The organism is Stenotrophomonas veracruzanensis, from assembly GCF_032911525.1.
GTDB lineage: Bacteria > Pseudomonadota > Gammaproteobacteria > Xanthomonadales > Xanthomonadaceae > Stenotrophomonas > Stenotrophomonas africana.
On record NZ_JAWJTI010000017.1, the window covers coordinates 14,742 to 35,710 of the forward strand.

The window sequence follows — 20,969 nt, forward strand, 5'->3', positions numbered from 1 at the left end:
TTGGCCTCCACCAGAGCGGATGCCGCCGTAGATCCACGCCATGCGTGGATGGGCTTCACCCGGCCGACTTCAACCCACGCAACAGCATCTCCAGCGCCGCCGTCGCCTGCCGCAGGCGCGCGCCGCCATCCTCGCCCTCTGCAATCCAGAACGCGGCCTCGGCCAGGCTGCCGTAGATCAGCGACGCCAGCGCCTGTGCATCCACCGGCGCCACCACGCCCTGGGCAGCCAGCTGTTCGATCAGGGACTGCATCGAGTGCACGCAGTGGCGCTGCGATTCCGGTGAGGCGCCACCCAGCACCGCACGCGCGTCGCGCAGCACGATGCGCTGGATCTCCGGCTCCAGTGCCATCTCAAGATAGGCACGACAACGCTGCACGAAGCCCTCCCAGGCATCGTCGGCGGTATCACTGATCGCCTGCAGGCGCTGGTCGGTCTCGGCATCGAGCTGGGCGACGACAGCCGCCAGCAGACCCTTCTTGTCGCCGAAGTGGTGGTAAAGCGCGCCGCGGGTCAGCCCGGCCTGGGCGGTCAGATCGTCCATCGAGGTGGCGGCATAGCCATGCGCGCTGAACACCCGGCGGGCGGTGGTCAGCAGGGTGGCGCGGGTTTCTTCCATCTCGGCGCGGGTGCGACGAACCATCCGGAGCTCCTTACATACGCAGTGCATGATTATTTACATACGGTGCGTATGAATGTAGCCTCTTATTCATACGCTCTGTATGTATTGTCGTGGCGCCCCGTGCGCCAGGCAAGTCGCTGCCCTGGAGAACCTGATGGCCACCCCCTATCGCGACCTGTTCGCGGCCCCCGGCACCGCCGGCCTCGCCCTGGCCGGGCTGCTGGCACGCCTGCCGCTGTCGATGACCGGTATCGGCATCATCACCCTGCTGTCCCAGCTGCGCGGCAGCTATGCCTTGGCCGGTGCGGTGTCGGCCACCTTCGTGCTGACCTACGCGTTGCTGTCGCCGCAGGTGTCGCGCTGGGTCGACCGGCACGGGCAGGGCCGGGTGCTGCCGTGGGCCACGGCGGTCAGTGCGGCCGGTCTGCTGTTGCTGCTCGCGTGCACGCTGCTGGCCGCGCCGGACTGGACGCTGTTCATTGCGGCGATGCTGGCCGGTTGCATGCCCAGCGTGTCGGCGATGGTGCGCGCGCGCTGGACCGCGATCCATCGCGGACGCCCGCAGCTGCAGACCGCGTACTCGCTGGAGACCGTGTTCGACGAGGTGACCTTCATCGTCGGGCCACCGTTGTCAGTCGGATTGTCGGTGGCGGTATGGCCACAGGCTGGGGTGCTGGCGGCCGCCCTGCTGCTGGTGGTCGGCGTCGCTGCACTGGTACTGCAGCGGGGTACCGAGCCGGCGCTGCAGCACTACGAAGGTGCAACATCCTCGCGCTCGCTGCTGCGGCAACCGGAGATCCGCCTGCTGGCGCTGCTGATGCTGGCGATGGGCGTGATTGTCGGCACCGTCGACGTCACCAGCGTGGCCTTCGCCGAACAGCGGGGGCAGCCGCTAGCCGCCAGCGCGGTGCTGTCGGCCTATGCGCTGGGCAGCGGCGCAGCGGGCCTGCTGTTCGGTGCGCTGAAGCTGCAGGCACCGTTGCAGCGCCTGTTGCTGATCGGAGCAGCGGCCACCGCACTGACCACGTTGCCGCTGCTGTGGGTCGGCGACCTGCCGGCGCTGGCCATTGCCGTGCTGCTGGCCGGAGCGTTCTTCGCGCCGACGATGATCGTGGCGATGTCGCTGGTCGAACAGCACGTACCCGAATCGCGCCTGACCGAGGGCATGACCTGGTTGCTGGCCGGTTTGAACATCGGCGTGGCGCTGGGCGCGGCGCTGTCCGGGCAGAGCGTCGATGCGGGGGGCGTGCGCAGCGGCTTTGTCGTTGCGCTGGTGGCAGGCGGTGGTGTGGTGCTGTCCGCCGTGCTCGCGCAACGTGCGCTGCGCCCGTCTGCGGCGTCCACATCCCCTGAAGGCATCGTCCCGTGAGCGCTTCATCGCCTGCGCATGCCGCGCCCGTGCCTCGTCATCCGTGGTGGGCGGTTTCCGCCATCGGCCTCGCCACGTTCTCGGTGGTCACCACCGAAATGCTGCCGGTGGGCCTGCTGACCCCGATCGCCGAAGATCTCGGTGCGTCCACCGGGACCGCCGGCCTGATGATCTCGCTGCCGGCACTGCTGGCGGCACTGCTCGCACCGCTGGTGGTGATCGCGGCCGGTGGCATCGATCGTCGTCGCATCCTGTGTGCGTTGCTGGGGCTGCTGCTGGTCGCCAACGTTGCCTCGGCGCTGGCACCGGGCATCGGCTGGCTGCTGGCCGCGCGGGTGCTGGTGGGGTTCTGCATGGGCGGCATCTGGGCCATCGCCGGTGGGCTCGCAGCGCGCCTGGTACCTGCGCAGCGCATCGGCCTGGCCACCTCGATCATCTTCGGAGGCGTGGCCGCGGCATCGGTGCTGGGCGTTCCGCTGGGCGCGCTGATCGGAGATGCATTGGGCTGGCGCAGCGCGTTCGTGGCGATGGCGTTGTTCAGTGCGGCGGTGATGCTGCTGCATCTGCGGGTGGTGCCTGCGTTGCCAGTCTGCACATCCGTGCGGCCGCAGCAGTTCGTGCAGCAGCTTGGCCACCGTGGCCTGCAACGCGGGCTGTGGCTGACCCTGCTGCTGGTAGCCGGGCACTTCGTTGCCTTTACCTACGTGAGGCCGCTGCTGACGTCTGTATCGAGCATGGATGCGTCGTGGATCGGCGCGTTGTTGTTCGCCTATGGTTTGGCTGGCATTGCGGGCAACTTCATCGCGGGGCCGCTGGCTGCGCGCCATCCGCGCGGTACGTTGCTGGCGATCGCGTCTGGCCTGCTGCTGACGCCTCTGCTGTTCCTGTGGGTGGGAAGCACACCGTCCGCTGGCATCGCGGTGCTGCTGCTGTGGGGCCTTGCCTATGGCGGTGTGTCGGTGGGCCTGATGAGCTGGATGATGAGAGCGGTGCCCCAGGCCGTGGAGGTCGCCACCGCGTTGTATGTGGGTGTGTTCAACATCGGCATCGCAATGGGCGCGTGGAGCGGGGGACGACTGCTGGATGGCGTGGGCCTGCATGCGAATCTGTGGGCCGCGGCCGGGCTTGCCATGGTCGCCACGCTGGTGATTGCCACCACCCGCCGGTAGATCCACGCCATGCGTGAATGGTTTGTAGGCTTGTAGACCTGTAGATAGGCCGACCACGGTCGGCATCCACCCGAGCGGGGCATTCGCCAACCAAGGTTGGCAGCTACCGGGAAATGAAACGGGCGCCTTGCGGCGCCCGTTCCGGTTACATCACCACACCTTGACCCGCTTGTCCGGGGCCAGGTACAGCTTCTGGCCTTCCTTCACTTCGAACGCCGGGTACCAGGCGTCGATGTTGCGTACGGTCAGTGCGCGGAACTGGCCCGGCGCATGCACATCGGTCAGCAGCGAGTTGCGCAGCGCCTGCTCGCGGCTCTTGCTGCGCCACGCCTGGGCGAAGCCGAGGAAGAAGCGCTGGTCCGGCGTGAAGCCTTCCAGGGTCTGGCCCGGCTTGCCTTGCAGCGACAGCTGGTAGGCGTCGTAGGCGGTGCCAAGGCCGGCCACGTCGGCGATGTTCTCGCCCAGGGTCAGCTTGCCGTTCACATGCACGCCCGGGAACGGTTCGTAGCTGCTGAACTGTGCAGCCAGCGCATCACCGGCCGCGTTGAACTGCTTCAGGTCCTCGGCGGTCCACCAGTTGTGCAGCTTGCCGGTCTCGTCGAACAGCGCGCCGGCGTTGTCGAAGCCGTGGCTGATCTCGTGGCCGATCACCGCGCCGATCGCACCGTAGTTCACCGCATCGTCGGCGGCGCCATCGAAGAACGGCGGCTGCAGGATCGCGGCCGGGAACACCAGGCGGTTTTCCAGCGGCACGTTCATCGCATTGATGGTCTGCGGCAGCATCGCCCACTCGCTGTGGTCGACCGGTTTGCCCAGCTTGGCGATGTTGCGCTGGTATTCGAACAGCTCGGCGCGCTGCGCGTTGCCCAGTGCGTCATCGCGGCGGATCTCCAGGCCGGTGTAGTCGCGCCACTTCTCCGGATAACCCATGCCCACGGTCAGGCCGGCCACCTTGGCCTTGGCATGCGCCTTGGTCTGCGGCGACATCCACGACAGCGCATCGATGCGCTTGGCGAAGGCGGCGATGATGTTCTTCGCCATCTCGTCCGCGCGCTCCTTCGTCTTGGCGTCGAAGTGCTTCTCGACATAGCGCTTGCCGATGGCTTCGCCGACCGCATGGTTGGCGTCATCCACGGCGCGCTTCCAGCGGTCGCTCTGCTGCGGCGTGCCGCTCAGCGCGGTGCCATGGAAGGCGAAGCGGGCATCGGCGAACTTCTTCGGCAGGTAGGCGGCAGCGCGGTCCAGCGCGTGGAAGGCCAGGTAGTCCTTCCAGGCGTCCAGCGGCTCGGTGGCGACCAGCCTGGACAGGCCGGCCACGGCCTTGGGCTGCCACACGATGAAGTCCTGCTGGTTGCCCAGCGCGGCTGCATCGAGGAAGGCGTTCCAGTCCATGCCCGGCGCCTTGGCATTGAAGTCGGCCTGGGTCCAGGGGTTGGCACCCTTGGTCACGTCGTTGGTTTCTTCCTGGGTGGCATGCGCCCGCGCGATCTTGGTCTCCAGCGCGAGGATGCGCTGTGCCTTGCCGGCCGGGTCGGCAACGCCGGCCAGCTGCAGCATCTGCGCGATATAGGCCTGGTACTGCTTGCGCAGCTCGGCCATGCGGCCGCCGCCCAGGTAGAAATCACGGTCCGGCATGCCCAGGCCACCCTGCACCAGGTAGGGCGCGGTGCGGTCCGGCTGCAGCATGTCCACCGACACCCACAGGCCGAACAGGCGGTCGGTGTAGAAATTGGTGGCGTTGAGCAGGTCGACGTCGGCACGCATTTCGCCGCCGAGGGTGCGGGCCAGGCCGGCCTTGTCGGTGATGGCCTCGATGGCCTTCAGCTGCGGCTGCACCGGTGCGATGCCGTGCTGCTCGATGCCGGCCTCGTCCATGTAAGCCGCGTAGTAGTCGCCGATCAGCTTGTCGTCACCGCTGGCCTGGGTGTTGCCGGCGGCGCCTTCGAGAATGGCGCGGGTGTCGGCCAGGGTCTTCTCGGCGATGACGTTGAAGCTGCCGAAGCGCGAGCGGTCGGCCGGGATCTCGGTGTTCTTGACCCAGGTGCCGTTGGCGAAACCGAAGAAGTCGTCGCCGGCGGCAATGCTGCGGTCCATGCCGCTGGCATCAAAGCCGAAGCTGCCCAGCATCGGCTTGGCCGCAGCGGGCGCGGCATCGGCCGGCGCGGCGTTGCCGGCCGTCGGTTCGGCCGGACGGTCGCAGGCGGCCAGGGACAGGCTGGCAACGATGGCCAGTGCCAGGGTGGGACGGCGCAGCTTGGACATGGACTTCTCTTGCAGCGGAAAACGCCAAGTCTAATCCGCCCCGGCCCGGCCCGCCGTCCCAGGGGGCCGCCGGTCCTGTGCAGGATCTGGCTGAACGCGCGGAAACGATCTTCACGCCGTCACCGGCGTGGTGCATGCTGGCCACAGGAGCCCTGCGCGGACACGGGGAGGTAGCCATGGCGGGGCGGGTCAGGCGTCAAGAATGGCGTCCGCCGGCCGTTGAGGTCGGGGACGTGGAGGATTCGTTCGCGCATGAAGCCAGCCGACAGCACAAGGAAGATCAACCGATGCCCGCGCTGAAACGGGCGTTGGCCCGGCCACTGCGCGCCATTACCTGGGGCGGAGTGCTGCTGGGCGTGTTGCTGGTGGCTGGCCTGGCCATCATGCTGATCAACGACCACCAGCGCCGGCTGGAGGCCGCGCAGCGCCAGAGCCGCGCGCTGGCAGTGGGCAGCGAGCGCCTGCTGGCGCTTGAGCTGCGCAACCTTGAGCGGGCGATGTCCGGCATCGCAGCCGACGCCGCCGAACTGTTCCGCAGCGTGCCCGCACAGGCCCCGGCACTGCTGGATGCCTCGATCGACGGCGTGCTGCGCCGCCATGCCGAACTGCACAGCATTGTCGTGCTTGATCGCCATGGACGCTCGATCACCACCGGCAAGGGCGATCTCAACCTGCCATTGTGGACCGACCCGCAACGCCGTGGCCACGGCAGCGCGCTGTACATCGGCCCACCCCAGCGCGCCAGCAACGATGGCTGGGTGGTGCCGCTGGCGCTGCCGATGACGGGCGACCGCTGGCTGCTGGCACGGCTGCGCTGCGGTGAGCTGCAGCGCATCATCGGTGGCCTCGATGTGGGCCCCAACGGACTGGTCTCGATCAGCGACGCGGAAGGCTACATGCTGGCCCGCGTGCCCGACCCACATGGCACGGTCGGCCGCCGCTACGATCTGCCGCGCCGCGACCTGCTCGGCAAGCGGGCGGTGGTCGAGCTGGGCAGCCTGCCGGGCGCAGTGGACGGGGTGCCGCGCATCATCACCATCAGCACGCTGGAGCGCAGTCCGCTGGCGGTGCAGGTCGGGTTGGCCGACGAGGACGTGCTGGCACCCTGGTGGCCGTACCTGCAGGCGTCGGTGGCGATCGTGCTGGCCTACATCGTGGTGCTGCTGGTGCTGCTGTATGCCGTGCGCCGCAGTACCCGCCGCCAGCAGTCGATGGCCGAGGAACTGAAGGCGGGCCACGCCGAGCTGCGCCTGGCCCACCAGGTGGGCCGCATCTGCACCTGGTATGTGGACGAGGACGCCGCGCTGCTGCGCTGGTCGCCACTGGCCCGCGAGATTTTCGGCGTGCAGACCGATGCGCTGCCCGTAGCGGATTTCTTCGCGCGCGTGCACCGCGATGATGCCGCACGGCTGCAGCAGGCCTTCGACCAGGCGTTCGCCGGCGGTGCGGTACTCGACGAGGTGTTCCGCCTGGTGCTGCCCGGTGGCCAGGTGCGCTGGGTCGGCGCGCGTGGGCAGCGGGTGGAAGTCGCCGACAGCGAGCGGCGCATGATCGGTGCGCTGAGCGATCTGACCGAGCGTTACCAGGCCCGCGAGCAGATGAGCGAAGTGGAGCGCCGTTTCCGCCTGCTGTTCGACCGCAATCCTGCGCCGTTCTGGGTGTTCGATCCGGACACGCTGCGCTTCATCGAGGTCAACGATGCGGCCGTGCGCCAGTATGGCTTCAGCCGCGAAGAGTTCCTGGCGATGAGCATCCTCGACATCCGCCCGCGCGAGGGCTGGGACGAGGTGAAGGGTGCGATCGCCAAGGCCCGTGTCGGCGAACTGCAGGACGCCACCGTGCGCCTGCACCGGCGCAAGGACGGCAGCGTGTTCGAAGTGCGCGCCCATCTGTCGCGGCTCGATTTCGATGGTCAGCCTGCGTGCCTGGTGCTGGCCGAGGATGTCAGCGAGCGGCTGGCCTACGAACGTGACCTGGCCTACCAGGCGCGGCACAACCCGGCCACCGGCCTGCTCAACGTGCGCGCGTTGACCGAGCAGCTGGACGAGCAGGAAGCGGGCTACACCATCGCCTTCGTGCAGCTGCGCGGCCTGCAGCTGGTGGCCGATACGCTGGGCCGCGAGATTGGCGATGCGGTGCTGCAGTCGATGGCGACCCGGCTCGGTGGCCTGGGCGCGCGATGTGGCACGCTGGCGTTCCAGCCGGCGGAGGACTTCGTGTTCGCCATCGGGGACGAGCACGATACCCAGCGCGTGCTGGACGATCTGCTGCAGATCGTGTCGGCACCGATGCGGGGCAAGGATTCGCTGCACCAGTTCGAGCCGCGCATCGGTCTGGCCGTGCATGTGCCGGGTGATGGCCACTCGGCCGAGCAGGTGATCGGCATGGCTGCGCAGGCCGCACACGCCGCGCGCGCCGAGGGCAACGTGGTGGTCTGGTTCGACGCGGCGGTGACCACGCGCCTGGCCGATCGCCTGCGTCTGGCCGGGCGCATCCACGCCGCTATCGACAACGAGTTCCAGCTGTACTTCCAGCCGATCCGGCACGCCAGCGATGGCAGCCCGGCGGCATTGGAGGCGCTGCTGCGCTGGCCACAGGCCGATGGCAGCTTCATTCCGCCCAACGAGTTCATCCAGCTGTGCGAGGAGACCGGTTTGATCCTGGCGCTGGGCCGCTGGGTGATCCGCGCGGCGGCCAAGGCGCAGCGGCGGCTGGTCGAGGCCGGCTGGGGCGAGCTGCCGATCGCGGTCAATGTGTCTGCCGTGCAGTTCTTCAACAGCGACCTGGTGGCCGAGTTCACCCGCGCCCAGCAGGAGTTCGGCCTGGCCCGCGGGGCACTGCACGTGGAGCTGACCGAGAGCAGCCTGATGCGCAAGCCGGCGCAGGCGATGCAGACCATGCAGCGCCTGCACGAGCAGGGCATCAGTGTGTCGCTGGATGACTTCGGCACCGGCTATTCCAGCATGTCCTACCTGCAGCACCTGCCGCTGGACATCCTGAAGATCGACCGCAGTTTTGTTGCCGATGTGGAAACCAATCCACGCAATGCCTCGATCTGCCGCGCGCTGTTGTCGCTGGGCCACAGCATGGGCCTGACCATCATCGCCGAAGGCGTGGAAACGCCGGGGCAGCTGGACTGGCTGGCTGCGCACGGTTGCGACCAGGTGCAGGGTTACCTGCTGGGGCGGCCGGCACCGCTGGAACGGATCATCGACGCGCTGGATGAGGTGGTGGCCTAACTGGTAGCGCCAGGCTCGGCTACACCCCGGCTTCCACCAGATGGTCGATGAAACTGCGCACCTTCGGCGCGAGGTGGCTGCGGCTGGTGTAGACCGCGAAGATGCCGATCGGCGAGGCCTCCCACTCCGGCAGCACGCGCACCAGACGACCATCGGCCAGCGCGTCTTCCAGCAGGAAGTCCGGCTGCAGGATCACGCCCATGCCGGCGATCGCGGCTTCGCGCAACACGTCGCCGTTGTTGGCGTGCAGCAGGCTGCTCACTGCCACCTTCACTTCACCGCCGGGTCCCTGCAACGGCCAGTTGTTGCCGGCGGCCCAGTAGCTGTAGCTCAGGCACGCGTGTTCCTGCAGTTCCTGCGGGGTCTGCGGGGTGCCGTGTGCGGCGAGGTAGGACGGCGCGGCGCACAGGCTCACCCGCGATTCGCCCAGGCGGCGTGCGATCAGCGTGGGGCTGGGCTCGCGGGTGATGCGGATGGCCACGTCGTAGCCTTCCTCGACCATGTCCACCAGGCGGTCGGACAGGGCCAGGTCCAGTTCTACCTGCGGGAAGCGTTCGCGGTAGCTGGCCAGCAACGGGCCGAGGCGGGCGATGCCCCAGCTGACCGGCGCGTTGATGCGCAGCGTGCCCGAGGGTTCCAGCGCCTGCGCGCCGATGCTGGCCTCCAGTGCGTCGAACTCGGCCAGCAGGCGCACGCACTGGGCGTAGTAGGCGGCGCCGGCACTGGTCGGGCTGACCCGGCGCGTGGTGCGGTGGAGCAGGCGGGTCGACAGGCGCTTTTCCAGTGCGGCGACCTGGCGGGTGACGCCGGCGGTGGACATGTCCAGCGCCTGGGCGGCGGCACTGAAGCCGTTGCGCTCGACCACCGCCACGAACACGCGCATCGCCTCGAGGGTGTCCATTGTTGCGCCTTCTGAAATAAATACGGTCAAACGATCGTATTTATCGGCCCGTGAAGGCGCAATAACCTGTGCCCATTCCCTTCAAGGTGCTTTCCGATGCACGCCACGACCCCTCCTGTTTCGCCGCTGGCGCCGTATGGCGCCACCCTGCTGCGCCTGGCCCTGGGCGTGCTGTTCCTGGTCCATGCGCTGACCAAGCTGCTGGTGTTCACCCCGGCCGGTACGGCGGCGTTCTTCGAGTCGCTGGGGCTGCCCGGCGTGCTTGGCTACGTCACCATCGGCGTCGAGCTGGTGATCACTGCCGCGCTGCTGCTGGGCGTCTACGCGCGCTGGGTGGGCCTGGTCGGCGTGCCGCTGCTGCTGGGCACCATCGTCACCGTGCACGGCGCCAACGGCTTCGGTTTCGCCAATGCTGGCGGCGGCTGGGAATACCCGGCGTTCTGGGCGCTGGCGCTGGTGGTGCTGTTCCTGGTTGGCGACGGCAAGTGGACCCTGCGTTCGCGCTGATCGCCGCCTGATCCTGCAACTGGAGAATTCCATGTCCCGCCTGCCTTCGCTGTACATCTCCCATGGTTCGCCGATGACTGCCCTGCATCCGGGCCAGGTCGGCGTGCGCCTGGCCGAGCTGGCGCGCGACCTGCCCACGCCGCGCGCCATCGTGATGGCCTCGGCGCACTGGCTGGGCCGGCAGCCGCTGGTCGGGGCGCATCCGCAGCCGCCAACCATCCACGATTTCGGCGGCTTCCCGCGCGCGCTGTTCGAACTGCAGTACCCGGCGCCGGGTGACCCGGCGCTGGCCGAAGAGGTGGCCGGCCGCATCGCTGCCGCCGGCCTGCCGGTGGCGCTCGACCCGCAGCGTGGCCTGGACCACGGTGCGTGGGTGCCGCTGCGGCTGTTGCGCCCGCAGGCCGACATCCCGGTGGTGCCGGTGTCGATCCAGCCGCTGCTCGGCCCCGAGCATCAGTTCGCGCTGGGCCGCGCGCTGGCGCCGCTGCGCGAACAGGGCGTGCTGCTGGTCGGCTCCGGCAGCATCACCCACAACCTGCACGACTGGGGCGACTACCAGGACGGCAAGGAAGCGCCGTACGTCCGGCCCTTCATCGAATGGGTGGAGCAGCGCCTGGCCGCTGATGACCGCCAGGCGCTGCTGGATTACCGCCGGCAGGCGCCATTCGCCGAACGTGCGCACCCGACCGACGAGCACCTGCTGCCGCTGTTCTTCGCGATGGGCGCGGCGGGCGAGGGCGGCTTCGGTGCGCGTCGCATCGATGCCGGCATCGACGCTGGCTTCCTGGCAATGGACCTGTACCGCTTCGACGGGGCATGAGCCGGGGCTGACGCGCGACGGCCCCGGCCGTCGCGGTCGTGGCCGCATGTGGTAGTTTTTTCCGGGTTTCCGGCGCTGGCCTTCAAGCCTCCCCGCGCGCCGCTTCCTGGAAGAAGCATGCATACCATTGAAGTCGTCCTGGCGATGCTGGTGGCCGTTGTCGCCAGCGGCTACCTGGTTCGCGTCCTGCCGTTTTCGTTGCCGCTGCCGCTGGTGCAGATCGGCCTGGGCGCGGTCATCGCCGGGGTGTTCAACCGCGGCCACGCGCTGGAGCCGGAGGTGTTCTTCCTGCTGTTCCTGCCGCCGCTGCTGTTCCTGGATGGCTGGCGCATTCCCAAGCAGGGCCTGTTCCGCGACAAGGGCGCGATCCTCGAGCTGGCCTTCGGCCTGGTGGTGTTCACCGTCATCGGCGCCGGCTTCCTGATCCACTGGCTGATTCCGGTGATGCCGCTGGCGGTGTGCTTCGCGCTGGCCGCGATCGTGTCACCGACCGATCCGGTGGCAGTGGGTGCGATCGCGTCCAAGGCGCCGATTCCCAAGCGCCTGATGCACATCCTCGAGGGCGAGTCGCTGCTGAACGATGCGTCCGGCCTGGTCTGCTTCCGCTTCGCAGTGGCGGCGGTGATGACAGGCACCTTCTCGCTGGCCACGGCCTCGCTGACCTTCGTGTGGGTGGCGGTGGCGGGATTGGCGGTAGGCGTGGCGGTGACGCTGGGTGTGTCCACGTTCCAGCGCTGGCTGTGGCGCCGCTTCGGCGAAGAGCCGGGCGCGGCGATGCTGGTCAACCTGCTCATTCCGTTCGCGGCCTACCTTCTGGCCGAAGAGATCCATGCCTCGGGCATTCTGGCTGCGGTCGCCGCCGGTATCGCGATGAGCTATGTCGAGCTGACCGGCCGCGTCTCCGGCAGCATGCGCGTGCAGCGCGCCGGGGTCTGGAACATGCTGCAGTTCAGCTTCAACGGCATCATGTTCGTGCTGCTGGGCGAGCAGCTGCCGGGCATCGTCGAACGCGCCACCACCACCATGAACGAGAGCGGCCACCAGAGTGCGTGGTGGCTGCTGGTGTATGTGGTGGTGATCAATCTGGCACTGGTCGTACTGCGCCTGCTCTGGGTGTGGTTGTCGCTGCGCTGGAACCTGCTGCGCGCGCGCCGTCGCGGCCTGGAGCGGGGCGAGGCACCCAACTGGCGCATCGTGGTGGCGACCTCGGTGGCCGGCGTGCGCGGTGCGATCACCCTGGCTGGTGTGTTGACCCTGCCGCTGTTCCTGCCCGATGGCAGTGCGTTCCCGGCGCGTGACCTGGTGATCTTCCTGGCCGCGTCGGTCATCCTGTTCTCGCTGCTGGGCGCCAGCATCGCGCTGCCGCGGCTGTTGAAGGGCCTGCAGCTGCCGTCCGACTCGGGTGAACGCAAGGAAGAGGATCTGGCGCGCCGGCTGTCATCAAAGGCCGCACTGGCCGGGGTCGAGCGTATGCGCCAGCAGATGGTGATGAACCAGAACACCGAGAACGTGCAGCTCTACAACGACGCCGCCTCGCGGGTGAGCCTGCTGTACCAGCGCCACCTGGAGCGCGACAGTGATGGGCCCGACGTGGACCCGGAGAAGGTACGGCGCATGGAAATGGGGTACCGCCAGCTGCGCAGCGCCGGCCTGAATGCCGAGCGCGAGGAACTGTTCCGGCTGACCCGGCGCGGGGTGATCTCCGATGAGATCTCGCGGCGCCTGATCCGCAACCTGGACCTGCTGGAATCGCGCAAGCGCGAATGACGGCGGGTGTAGCGTCGAGCCATGCTCGACTGCTCCTGCCCCAGGCATCATGGACCCGGAACGGAAAGCAGTCGAGCATGGCTCGACTCTACAGAAGCCGGTTACTCCGGCTTCGTTTCCAGGAAATACGCCTCGACCTTGCCCTTGACCTTGATGGTCATCGGGTTGCCGCGACGGTCGCGGGCCTTGCCGGCCTGCACGCGGATCCAGCCTTCGCTGACCGAGTATTCCTCGACGTTGTCGCGCTCGACGTCGTTGAAACGCACGCCGACGCCGCGCTCCAGCGCCTGCGCATCATGGAAGGGGCTGGCCGGGTTGATCGCCAGATGGTCGGGAGGGGTATCGCTCATCGCTTCATTCACAGTGACGGCCACCAAGGCCGGCTTCAGCGGCACAGGATAAACCGTAGAATGCCCGCCTGCCCCAGAGGACGTTCCGCCATGCCTGACAACAGCGACTATTTCGACTTCGAGGAAGACATCCACGACTTCGACGAGGAGGGCTTCGAGGCGCGGGTCTGGAACCTGCTGGTGCTGATCAACCCGGGCGACGAAGAGCTGGCCCTGCAGCAGTTCAACCGCTGGCGCGAGCACCTGGCCGAGGACGGGCAGCCGCTGGAGGCTGACAGCGACTGGCTGCCGGCCCTGTTCACGGCCATCGCCTGGCAGTCCGGTTTCGAGGTGGAACGTGATGACCTGGAATCGCTGCAGTCGGCGGTGAACGAGCTGTCGGCGCGCTTCAACCTGCAGCTGGACTGGGGCGGCGACCTGGATGACGAGGACTTCGCCGAAGGCCTGGACGGCGTGCAGCTGATGTCCACCGCCTTCGACCGCCTGCGCGAGCACAACTACACGCTGTGGAGCGTGGATGCCGGCAGCGACGGTTTCACCGGCGTGATGGCGCTGACCCGCGACGATGACGCGATGCTGGCGCTGTGCTCGCTGCTGAACGTCGAAATCCGGCTGGGCAGCGACCCGTTCTGAGCGATGGGCCGATCCGCCGGGCACGACCCGGCGGGGACGATCTGCTGGGTGCGGCCTGACGGGGTGATCCGCTGGGGACGACCCGACGGGGTAGAGTCGACTGTTAGTCGACTATCGCGCGCAGCGCGGGGTTCTCGCGGCCGGATTGGAGAGCAGTCGACTAACAGTCGACTCTACCCTGTCGGTGCCGGTTGGTGTCCGGCGAACCCGCGACGTGGCCTACGGCCGGTACTGCGCCCTGGCGTTGGCAATCACCGCTTTGACCAGGTCACGGTCGGTGTGCCGGGAAATCGCCCGCGCACCGAGCGCTATTGCCTGTGCGCGCAGCTCGGCAGTGACGTCGTAGTGAGCACCGCTGGCCTTGTTCTGGAAGGCCCGCGGGGGAATGCCGAGCTGCGCCGCCATCGCGTGCAGCTCGGCCAGGGTGTCGGCCATCAGGTGCGCCCAGCGCTGTCCGCGCCAGGGATGCACCGCGTCATCGACGTAGACCGTCACCGCCGCGGCCGGTTCAGGCCTGCGGCTTGCTGTCGCTGTCAGCGGCCGGGGCGGCCTCGGCAGCGGCTTCTTCGGCCGCGTCGCCTTGGACGGCTTCGCCTTCTTCGCCTTCAGCAGCGTCGACGCCTTCGAACTCGGCAACCAGCTTGTCCAGGTATTCGTCAGCGGTCTGCTCGGATTCGGCCGCCAGGGTGTCCAGCAGCTTCTGCAGCAGTTCGGAGTACTCCAGGTTGACCTTGCGGCCTTCCTTCTCCTGCACGTTGGCCAGGTGCTTGAGCATGGCCAGCATCGGCACCGGGTTCTCGGCGTTGCCCATGGTCTGGCCGCCGATGGCCAGCAGCCACTCACGGCCCTGCAGGCCGATGGCCGCGACCACCTGGCCGTCTTCGTTGGTCAGCACGGCATGGTTCTGCACCTGCTGCTGGGCGTTCAGGCGGAGGAACGGGCGCTTGGCCTGCTGCTTCTTGCGCTTGTCGCGCTTGGCCTTGGAGGACTGGGACATGGGGTGGGTCACCTGAAAACGGAAAGACCGCCATTGTAGCGGGTGTGCCGGGTGATGCCCTTGGCAGGTGCGGACCAAGGTCGTACCCACCGTTTACTTTGCCGGCCCCTGTGCGGCCTGCACGTCCGGATCGGCGGCCGGCGCCGACAGTCCCACCTGCGGGCCGGCACCGGCCAGTGCAGCGGCCTCGGCAGCCTGGGTCATCACCACGATGCTGATGCGGCGGTTGATCGGGTTCTGCGGGTCGGCCTTGTCGAACAGCACCGACGAAGACAGGCCGACCACGCGGGTGATCTTGCTGTCCTCCAGCCCGCCGTCCACCAGTGCGCGCCGTGCGGCATTGGCACGGTCGGCGCTCAGTTCCCAGTTGCCGTAGCCGCGTGCGGCGGAATAGGCGGTGATGTCGGTATGGCCGGTCAGGCTGATCCGGTTCGGCACGTGGTTCAGGTAGTTGGCCAGCTCGTGCAGGATCTGCTGCGTATACGGCTTCAGCGTGGCGCTGCCGAGGTCGAACATCGGCCGGTTCTGCTTGTCCACGATCTGGATGCGCAGGCCTTCCGGGGTCAGGTCCAGCAGCAGCTGGTCCTTGAAGGGCTCCAGTGCCTGGCTCTTGCTGATCGCCTCCTGCAGTTCCTTCATCAGTGCTTCCAGCTGCTGCTTGTCGCGCTGCTGCTGGTCCACCGGCTGCGGCACCGCTTCCTTCTGGTTCTGGAAGGGATCGTTGCTGCTGCCCCGCGAGATGTCGGTGGCACCGCCGAGTTTGATCATCGAGGTGCTGGCGCCGCCCGGGCCGGCCATGCCGGGCGCCGGTGTGGCGTTCTGCCCGCTCAGCGGGCTGGGGTTGCGGAAGTACTCGGAAATGGCCGCCCGGTCGTTCTTGTTGGTGGTGGCCATCAGCCACAGCACCAGGAAGAAGGCCATCATCGCGGTCACGAAGTCGGCATAGGCCACCTTCCACGAACCACCGTGATGGGCGGCGTGCCCGGCCTTCTTGACCCGACGGACGATGACGGTGGGCTTGGTCTCGGCCATGGCTTACTTGACCGTCTTCAGATGCTGCTCGAAATCGGAGAAGGCCGGACGCACGTTCGACGGCAGCGTCTTGCGGGCGAATTCCAGCGCGATCTTCGGGTTGTAGCCGCGCAGGCAGGCCAGCAGGGCGGTCTTCACCGATTCGTAGATGCGGCTGTCCTGCTCGGCGCGGGCCTCCATCGCGGCCGCCATCGGGCCGACGAAGCCGTAGCCCAGCAGAATGCCGAGGAAAGTACCGACCAGCGCGCCGGCCACGTGGCCACCGACCTCGACGATGTCGCCGCCGATCGAGCCCATGGTGATGACGATGCCCAGCACTGCGGCGACGATGCCGAAACCGGGCAGTCCGTCGGCGACCTTGGTCAGCACCTGCGACGGTGCCATGGCCTCGGCATGGTGCTTTTCCAGCTCCAGTTCCAGCAGCGGCTCCAGCTCATGTGGCTCGATGTTGCTGCCGATCATCAGGCGCAGGCAGTCGGTGATGAAGTCGATCAGGTGGTGGTCGGCCTGCACCTTGGGGTAGTTGCCGAACAGCGCGCTCTCGGCCGGGCGCTCGACGTGGTCTTCCAGTGCCATGAAGCCTTCGCGGCGGGCCTTGTTGAGCAGTTCATAGAGCAGGCTGAGGACGTCGATGTAGTCCTGCTGCTTGTAGCGCGGGCCCTTGAACACGCCGACCATGGCCTGCAGGGTCTGCTTGACCGTCTTGGCCGGGGTACCGACCAGGAAGGCGCCGAGCGCGGCGCCGCCGATGATGACCAGCTCGTAGGGCTGCCAGAGGGCACCCAGGCGGCCGTGGGCACCGAGATAGCCCCCGATCACGCTGATGATGACGACCAGGAATCCAACGATGATGAGCATGGGGCGACGCAAGGAGAGGGGATATCTCCTTGTCGGCCCGTCGCCCGATTTTCTGAAGAGGGAATTCTGTGAAATCGGTCAGCGGGGTGTCTCAGCCCGCTACGCCGCTTTCGGCGCCGCCACGCTGCAACGGGTCGGGCCAGGGCTCGCCATTGCCGGTGAACGAAAGTGAGACGGAGTTCAGGCAGTGGCGCTCGTAGGTGGGCGGCGGACCGTCCGGGAACACGTGGCCCAGGTGGCTGCCGCAGCGCGCGCAGGTGATCTCGGTGCGGACCATGCCGTGGCTGGTATCGCGGATCTCGCGCACGTGCGCCGGGTCGAAGGGGGCGAAGAAGCTGGGCCAGCCGGTGCCGGAATCGAACTTGGTGCTGGAGCGGAACAGCGGCAGTGCGCACAGACGGCAGCAGTAGACGCCCTCGCGCTTGTTGTCGAGGAATACGCCGCAGAACGGCGCCTCGGTGCCGTGCTGCAGCAGCACGCGGCGTTCCTCGCTGCTGAGACCGGCAACCAGCGCCTCGGTCTGGGTGGCAGTGGGGGGCGTCAGGTCGAAGGCGGTCATGGCGGCGCTCCGTGGGGTCGATGGCCTGGGGATGCCGGAAAACGTGGGGGTGCCGGCGCGCGCTTGCAAGTGTGATGGCCGTTCATGGCCGGCACACAGGTGCAGGCGCAAGGTGAATGCGAACCACGCCGGAGCGTGACATGAAACCGACCCTGTCCCTGTTGTTGATGGCCCTGTTGCCCACGCTGGCGTTGGCGCAGGTGCCCACCGCCGACCCGACCGCCACCCGCAGTGCCACCACCGTGGCACCGCAACCGGTGGTACCGCCACCACAGGCTGCCCGCCCGCAGCCGCAGGTGCTGCCCTCGCCGCAGCCGGCGCAGCCGATCAAGTCCACCGGCCCCGCCCGGATCGCGCCGGCGCCGGTACCGAAGCCGGCCGACAAGGTCTATGACCGCAATGGCCGCATCGTGCCGGGCGTGCGCCCGGCCGGCCCGAACCGCGTATTCGACTCGCGTACCGGCCGTTATTACGACAGCGTGCCGGCCGGTGACGGCCAGCAGATCAAGCGCTGACCACTGGTGCCAACCCGGGTGTGCAGCGACCGCACGCTGTGCGGACTGAACGCACGAAAACAGCCTCCTGGAGATCACTGCTTTTTCGCCTGCGATTAACCGTTCCGGGACCACCGTGGCCCTGCGTCGGCATTCCGCCGCCGCATGTCCTTCGTCCACTGGATCGCGATCATGAAAAACCAGCAGAACCGTCATCCCGGCAAGGAACCGCAGGGCCGTAATTCGCAGCAACAGCAGCAGCAACAACAACAGCAGATGGAGCCGCAGCAGCACAAGGGCGGCAAGCAGCAGGAACAGCGCTCGCAGAAGCATCCGCAGCAGCGCTGACGGACCCAGGGGTCGGATCCCGCGCAGCGGGCTCTGACCCCATCCTGCGAACGCCTCAATCCGGAATCGGCAGGCTCAGCGTTTCCTTCACCTCTTCCATCACGATGTAGCTCTTCGACTCACGTACATGCGGCAGCGTCAGCAAGGTGCTGCCGAGCAGCTTGCGGTAGGAGGCCATTTCACTGATCCGCGCCTTCAGCAGGTAATCGAAGTCGCCCGACACCAGGTGGCACTCCAGTACGTTGGGCAACTTCAGCGCCGCGCGCCGGAACTCCTCGAAGATGTCGCCGGACTTGTAGGCCAGGCTGATCTCGACGAACACCAGCAGGCTGGCCTTCACCGCAGCCGGGTCGAGGTGGGCGTGGTAACCGGTGATAACCCCTTCGCGCTCCAATCGACGCACGCGCTCGGTGCACGGCGTGGTCGACAGGCCGACCCGCTCGCCCAGCTCAGTAAAGGAGATACGGCCCTCGGCCTGCAGGATGCGCAGGATCTTGCGGTCGATCTTGTCCAGTTCGCGGATACGGGTGGCCATGGCCGTCAACCTTGGGGAATGAATTGCAGGGGAACATCCTGCCGGTTGATTTCAAAACAGGCAAATCAACTGGGAATGGCTGTCTATACTTCCCCAATTGTGGTCCCGGCACGCTCCAGTGCAGGGAATGATCGGGTTGGAGAAGTCCCATGCGAGTCCTAGTTCTCGGCAGCGGCGTGATCGGCACCACCAGTGCCTGGTATCTGCGACAGGCCGGGTTTGAAGTCACGGTCATCGACCGCCAACCCGGACCGGCGCTGGAAACCAGCTTCGCCAATGCCGGCCAGCTGTCGTTCGGCTACACCTCGCCGTGGGCGGCCCCGGGCGTGCCGAAGAAGGCGATCGGCTGGCTGTTCGAGAAGCACGCACCGCTGGCGATCAAGCCGGGCATGGACCTGGCCCAGTACCGTTGGCTGTGGCAGATGCTGCGCAACTGTACCCATGAGCGCTACGCGATCAACAAGGCGCGCATGGTGCGCATGTCCGAATACAGCCGCGACTGCCTGAACGAGCTGCGCGCGCAGATCGGCATCGAATTCGAAGGCCGCGACCTGGGCACCACCCAGTTGTTCCGCACCCAGCAGCAGCTGGATGCCTCGGCGCAGGACATCGAGATCCTGGCCCAGTACGGCGTGCCGTACGAGGTGCTGGACCGCGCCGGCATCATCCAGGCCGAACCGGCGCTGGAGCATGTCGATGGCCTGGTCGGCGCGCTGCGCTTGCCGCGTGACCAGACCGGCGACTGCCAGCTGTTCACCCGCCGCCTGGCGCAGATGTGCGTGGATGCTGGTGTCGAGTTCCGCTTCGACCAGGACATCACCGGCCTGGAGTTCGATGGCGACCGCATCACCGGCGTGCGCATCGACGGCAAGCTGGAAACCGCCGACCGCTTCGTGGTCGCGCTCGGCAGCTATTCGCCGGCGCTGGTCGCACCATTGGGCATGCGCCTGCCGGTGTACCCGCTGAAGGGCTACTCGCTGACCCTGCCGATCACGGATCCGGCGATGGCACCGACCTCGACCATCCTCGATGAGAGCTACAAGGTGGCGGTCACCCGTTTCGACGACCGCATCCGTGTCGGTGGCATGGCCGAAGTGGCCGGCTTCGACCTGTCGCTGTCGCAGCGCCGCCGTGAAACCCTGGAGCTGGTGGTCAGCGACCTCTACCCGAAGGGCGGTGACCTGTCGCGTGCGCAGTTCTGGACCGGCCTGCGCCCGGCCACGCCGGACGGTACGCCGGTGATCGGCGCCACGCCGTTCCGCAATCTGTACCTCAACACCGGCCACGGCACGCTGGGCTGGACCATGGCGTGCGGCTCGGGCCGCTACCTGGCCGACCTGATGAGCGCGCGCCAGCCGCAGATCAGCACCGAAGGTCTGGATATTTTCCGCTACGGCCAGTACGGTCACGCGCCGCAACACGAGAACCGCACATGCGTCCTGCCCGCGCGCTGATCGATCTGGGCGCTCTGCGCAGCAACTACCGGCTCGCCCGTGAACTGGGCGGTGGCAAGGCCCTGGCGATCATCAAGGCCGATGCCTATGGCCATGGCGCGGTGCGCTGTGCACAGGCGCTGGAAGGCGAGGCCGATGGCTTCGGCGTGGCCACCATCGAAGAAGCGCTGGAACTGCGCCAGGCCGGCATCCATGCGCCGATCCTGCTGCTGGAAGGCATCTTCGAACCCAGCGACATGGCGCTGGTGGCCGAGCATGATTTCTGGTTCGCCGTTGGTTCGCCGTGGCAGCTGGAGGCCGTCGCCGCCTTCGACAGCCCGCGCCCGTTGACGGTGTGGCTGAAGCTGGACAGCGGCATGCATCGCCTCGGCCTGGACGTGGACAGCTTCCGCGCGGCGCACGCGCGCCTGTCCGCGCTGCCGCAGGTCGAGCGCATCGTGCTGATGACTCACCTGGCACGTGCCGACGAGCTGGACAGCGAGCGCACCCATGAACAGGCCTCGACCTTCGCCCGCGCCATTGATGGCCTGGAAGGCGAGACCAGCGTGTGCAATTCGCCCGCGCTGCTGGGCTGGCCGGATGTACGCAGCGACTGGGTGCGCCCGGGCCTGATGCTGTACGGCGCCAACCCGCTGCCGGACGCCACGGAGATCACCGCGCGCCTGCGCCCGGTGATGACCATGCAGTCCAAGGTGATCGCCGAGCGCTGGATCGAGGCCGGTGAACCGGTCGGCTATGGCGCCCGCTTCGTGTCGAAGGTGCGCACGCGCGTTGGCGTGGTCGCGCTGGGTTACGCGGATGGCTATCCGCAGTTCGCGCCGAACGGCACCCCGGTGCTGATCGACGGCCAGCCCGGTGCGTTGATCGGCCGCGTGTCGATGGACATGCTGACCGTGGACCTGACTGCCCATCCGCAGGCCGGCATCGGCAGCGTGGTGGAACTGTGGGGCAGCGCACCGACGCTGTCCGAGCTGGCGCCGCGCTGTGGCGTGAGCGCGTACCAGCTGCCGTGCGCGGTCAAGCGCGTGGCGAAGGTGTACGTGTAGCGCCGAG

Annotated in this window: 21 protein-coding genes; 11 read left to right on the forward strand and 10 right to left on the reverse strand. The window is 67.7% G+C overall.

The window, feature by feature from the left end; genetic code table 11:
- Nucleotides 1-55 precede the first annotated feature (55 nt).
- Nucleotides 56-643 (reverse strand): TetR/AcrR family transcriptional regulator, encoded by a 588-nt coding sequence (locus R1H25_RS12215; protein ID WP_099589376.1) that lies wholly within the window; start codon nt 641-643, stop codon nt 56-58.
- A 133-nt stretch (nt 644-776) separates the two neighbouring features.
- Between R1H25_RS12215 and R1H25_RS12220 the strand changes: the two genes are divergently transcribed.
- The gene (locus tag R1H25_RS12220) at nt 777-1,991 is read left to right on the forward strand and encodes an MFS transporter (RefSeq protein ID WP_317223704.1); all 1,215 of its coding nucleotides are present in this window, start codon (nt 777-779) and stop codon (nt 1,989-1,991) included.
- Nucleotides 1,988-3,160, forward strand: a complete 1,173-nt coding sequence (locus R1H25_RS12225) for an MFS transporter (RefSeq protein ID WP_317223705.1) — start codon at nt 1,988-1,990, stop codon at nt 3,158-3,160. Before R1H25_RS12220 ends, R1H25_RS12225 begins: the two co-directional genes overlap by 4 nt.
- Before the next feature lie 150 nt (nt 3,161-3,310).
- Here the strand turns inward: R1H25_RS12225 and R1H25_RS12230 are convergent, their stop codons facing one another.
- The gene (locus R1H25_RS12230) at nt 3,311-5,422 is read right to left on the reverse strand and encodes a M13 family metallopeptidase (RefSeq protein WP_317223706.1); all 2,112 of its coding nucleotides are present in this window, start codon (nt 5,420-5,422) and stop codon (nt 3,311-3,313) included.
- Between the two features lie 176 nt (nt 5,423-5,598).
- Between R1H25_RS12230 and R1H25_RS12235 the strand changes: the two genes are divergently transcribed.
- The gene (locus tag R1H25_RS12235; RefSeq protein ID WP_317223707.1) at nt 5,599-8,661 is read left to right on the forward strand and encodes an EAL domain-containing protein; all 3,063 of its coding nucleotides are present in this window, start codon (nt 5,599-5,601) and stop codon (nt 8,659-8,661) included.
- A gap of 19 nt (nt 8,662-8,680) precedes the next feature.
- Here the strand turns inward: R1H25_RS12235 and R1H25_RS12240 are convergent, their stop codons facing one another.
- Nucleotides 8,681-9,562, reverse strand: a complete 882-nt coding sequence (locus tag R1H25_RS12240) for a LysR family transcriptional regulator (RefSeq protein ID WP_088480663.1) — start codon at nt 9,560-9,562, stop codon at nt 8,681-8,683.
- Between the two features lie 96 nt (nt 9,563-9,658).
- Here R1H25_RS12240 and R1H25_RS12245 point away from each other — a divergent pair, with 96 nt between their 5' ends.
- The 3 genes from R1H25_RS12245 to R1H25_RS12255 all read left to right on the forward strand — a co-directional run bounded on the left by R1H25_RS12245 (nt 9,659) and on the right by R1H25_RS12255 (nt 12,656).
- Nucleotides 9,659-10,069 carry a DoxX family protein gene (locus R1H25_RS12245; RefSeq protein WP_107379052.1) on the forward strand — a complete coding sequence of 137 codons (411 nt, stop codon included), beginning with the start codon at nt 9,659-9,661 and terminating at the stop codon, nt 10,067-10,069.
- Between the two features lie 31 nt (nt 10,070-10,100).
- Nucleotides 10,101-10,889: a dioxygenase gene (locus R1H25_RS12250; RefSeq protein ID WP_049443501.1), complete on the forward strand. Its 789-nt coding sequence runs from the start codon at nt 10,101-10,103 to the stop codon at nt 10,887-10,889.
- Between the two features lie 117 nt (nt 10,890-11,006).
- Nucleotides 11,007-12,656 carry a Na+/H+ antiporter gene (locus R1H25_RS12255; protein ID WP_049443499.1) on the forward strand — a complete coding sequence of 550 codons (1,650 nt, stop codon included), beginning with the start codon at nt 11,007-11,009 and terminating at the stop codon, nt 12,654-12,656.
- Between the two features lie 101 nt (nt 12,657-12,757).
- Here the strand turns inward: R1H25_RS12255 and R1H25_RS12260 are convergent, their stop codons facing one another.
- Nucleotides 12,758-13,006 (reverse strand): DUF3297 family protein, encoded by a 249-nt coding sequence (locus R1H25_RS12260; RefSeq protein WP_012509930.1) that lies wholly within the window; start codon nt 13,004-13,006, stop codon nt 12,758-12,760.
- Nucleotides 13,007-13,096: 90 nt separating this feature from the next.
- On the opposite strand from R1H25_RS12260, the gene R1H25_RS12265 reads away from it, so the two are divergent.
- Complete coding sequence (locus R1H25_RS12265) at nt 13,097-13,639, forward strand: hypothetical protein (protein ID WP_135966909.1); 543 nt, start codon at nt 13,097-13,099, stop codon at nt 13,637-13,639.
- Nucleotides 13,640-13,858: 219 nt separating this feature from the next.
- Here R1H25_RS12265 and R1H25_RS12270 read toward each other — a convergent pair whose 3' ends face one another.
- The 5 genes from R1H25_RS12270 to msrB form a co-directional block, all read right to left on the reverse strand.
- Nucleotides 13,859-14,134, reverse strand: a complete 276-nt coding sequence (locus R1H25_RS12270; RefSeq protein WP_032959248.1) for a DUF4031 domain-containing protein — start codon at nt 14,132-14,134, stop codon at nt 13,859-13,861.
- A 13-nt stretch (nt 14,135-14,147) separates the two neighbouring features.
- Complete coding sequence (locus R1H25_RS12275) at nt 14,148-14,636, reverse strand: hypothetical protein (RefSeq protein ID WP_317223708.1); 489 nt, start codon at nt 14,634-14,636, stop codon at nt 14,148-14,150.
- 93 nt (nt 14,637-14,729) lie between these two features.
- Nucleotides 14,730-15,668: a flagellar motor protein MotB gene (gene motB, locus R1H25_RS12280; protein ID WP_049398339.1), complete on the reverse strand. Its 939-nt coding sequence runs from the start codon at nt 15,666-15,668 to the stop codon at nt 14,730-14,732.
- A 3-nt stretch (nt 15,669-15,671) separates the two neighbouring features.
- The gene (motA, locus tag R1H25_RS12285) at nt 15,672-16,526 is read right to left on the reverse strand and encodes a flagellar motor stator protein MotA (protein WP_005407915.1); all 855 of its coding nucleotides are present in this window, start codon (nt 16,524-16,526) and stop codon (nt 15,672-15,674) included.
- A 91-nt stretch (nt 16,527-16,617) separates the two neighbouring features.
- Nucleotides 16,618-17,085, reverse strand: coding sequence for a peptide-methionine (R)-S-oxide reductase MsrB (gene msrB, locus R1H25_RS12290; RefSeq protein WP_005412124.1), 468 nt, complete (start codon nt 17,083-17,085; stop codon nt 16,618-16,620).
- A gap of 140 nt (nt 17,086-17,225) precedes the next feature.
- Between msrB and R1H25_RS12295 the strand changes: the two genes are divergently transcribed.
- Both R1H25_RS12295 and R1H25_RS12300 read left to right on the forward strand, forming a co-directional pair.
- Entirely contained in the window at nt 17,226-17,600 is a 375-nt protein-coding gene (locus R1H25_RS12295; RefSeq protein ID WP_057501662.1) for a hypothetical protein, read from the forward strand.
- Between the two features lie 144 nt (nt 17,601-17,744).
- Entirely contained in the window at nt 17,745-17,927 is a 183-nt protein-coding gene (locus R1H25_RS12300) for a lana protein (RefSeq protein WP_317223709.1), read from the forward strand.
- A gap of 55 nt (nt 17,928-17,982) precedes the next feature.
- Here R1H25_RS12300 and R1H25_RS12305 read toward each other — a convergent pair whose 3' ends face one another.
- Entirely contained in the window at nt 17,983-18,462 is a 480-nt protein-coding gene (locus R1H25_RS12305) for a winged helix-turn-helix transcriptional regulator (protein WP_019660918.1), read from the reverse strand.
- 149 nt (nt 18,463-18,611) lie between these two features.
- On the opposite strand from R1H25_RS12305, the gene R1H25_RS12310 reads away from it, so the two are divergent.
- Nucleotides 18,612-19,916, forward strand: coding sequence for a D-amino acid dehydrogenase (locus R1H25_RS12310; RefSeq protein WP_317223710.1), 1,305 nt, complete (start codon nt 18,612-18,614; stop codon nt 19,914-19,916).
- Nucleotides 19,895-20,962, forward strand: a complete 1,068-nt coding sequence (gene alr, locus R1H25_RS12315; RefSeq protein WP_317223711.1) for an alanine racemase — start codon at nt 19,895-19,897, stop codon at nt 20,960-20,962. The genes R1H25_RS12310 and alr overlap by 22 nt, the downstream gene beginning before the upstream one ends.
- Nucleotides 20,963-20,969 lie beyond the last annotated feature (7 nt).

Excerpts from the sequence above, each read along its gene's own strand:
- R1H25_RS12275 (WP_317223708.1), bottom strand. The coding sequence starts at position 14,636 with ATGTCCCAGTCCTCCAAGGCCAAGCGCGACAAGCGCAAGAAGCAGCAG.
- R1H25_RS12235 (WP_317223707.1), top strand. The coding sequence starts at position 5,599 with ATGGCGGGGCGGGTCAGGCGTCAAGAATGGCGTCCGCCGGCCGTTGAG.
- R1H25_RS12255 (WP_049443499.1), top strand. The coding sequence starts at position 11,007 with ATGCATACCATTGAAGTCGTCCTGGCGATGCTGGTGGCCGTTGTCGCC.
- motA (WP_005407915.1), bottom strand. The coding sequence starts at position 16,526 with ATGCTCATCATCGTTGGATTCCTGGTCGTCATCATCAGCGTGATCGGG.
- R1H25_RS12310 (WP_317223710.1), top strand. The coding sequence starts at position 18,612 with ATGCGAGTCCTAGTTCTCGGCAGCGGCGTGATCGGCACCACCAGTGCC.
- alr (WP_317223711.1), top strand. The coding sequence starts at position 19,895 with ATGCGTCCTGCCCGCGCGCTGATCGATCTGGGCGCTCTGCGCAGCAAC.
- R1H25_RS12305 (WP_019660918.1), bottom strand. The coding sequence starts at position 18,462 with ATGGCCACCCGTATCCGCGAACTGGACAAGATCGACCGCAAGATCCTG.
- R1H25_RS12265 (WP_135966909.1), top strand. The coding sequence starts at position 13,097 with ATGCCTGACAACAGCGACTATTTCGACTTCGAGGAAGACATCCACGAC.
- R1H25_RS12245 (WP_107379052.1), top strand. The coding sequence starts at position 9,659 with ATGCACGCCACGACCCCTCCTGTTTCGCCGCTGGCGCCGTATGGCGCC.
- R1H25_RS12250 (WP_049443501.1), top strand. The coding sequence starts at position 10,101 with ATGTCCCGCCTGCCTTCGCTGTACATCTCCCATGGTTCGCCGATGACT.
- R1H25_RS12220 (WP_317223704.1), top strand. The coding sequence starts at position 777 with ATGGCCACCCCCTATCGCGACCTGTTCGCGGCCCCCGGCACCGCCGGC.
- R1H25_RS12240 (WP_088480663.1), bottom strand. The coding sequence starts at position 9,562 with ATGGACACCCTCGAGGCGATGCGCGTGTTCGTGGCGGTGGTCGAGCGC.
- R1H25_RS12215 (WP_099589376.1), bottom strand. The coding sequence starts at position 643 with ATGGTTCGTCGCACCCGCGCCGAGATGGAAGAAACCCGCGCCACCCTG.
- msrB (WP_005412124.1), bottom strand. The coding sequence starts at position 17,085 with ATGACCGCCTTCGACCTGACGCCCCCCACTGCCACCCAGACCGAGGCG.
- R1H25_RS12230 (WP_317223706.1), bottom strand. The coding sequence starts at position 5,422 with ATGTCCAAGCTGCGCCGTCCCACCCTGGCACTGGCCATCGTTGCCAGC.
- R1H25_RS12300 (WP_317223709.1), top strand. The coding sequence starts at position 17,745 with ATGTCCTTCGTCCACTGGATCGCGATCATGAAAAACCAGCAGAACCGT.
- R1H25_RS12295 (WP_057501662.1), top strand. The coding sequence starts at position 17,226 with ATGAAACCGACCCTGTCCCTGTTGTTGATGGCCCTGTTGCCCACGCTG.
- R1H25_RS12260 (WP_012509930.1), bottom strand. The coding sequence starts at position 13,006 with ATGAGCGATACCCCTCCCGACCATCTGGCGATCAACCCGGCCAGCCCC.
- motB (WP_049398339.1), bottom strand. The coding sequence starts at position 15,668 with ATGGCCGAGACCAAGCCCACCGTCATCGTCCGTCGGGTCAAGAAGGCC.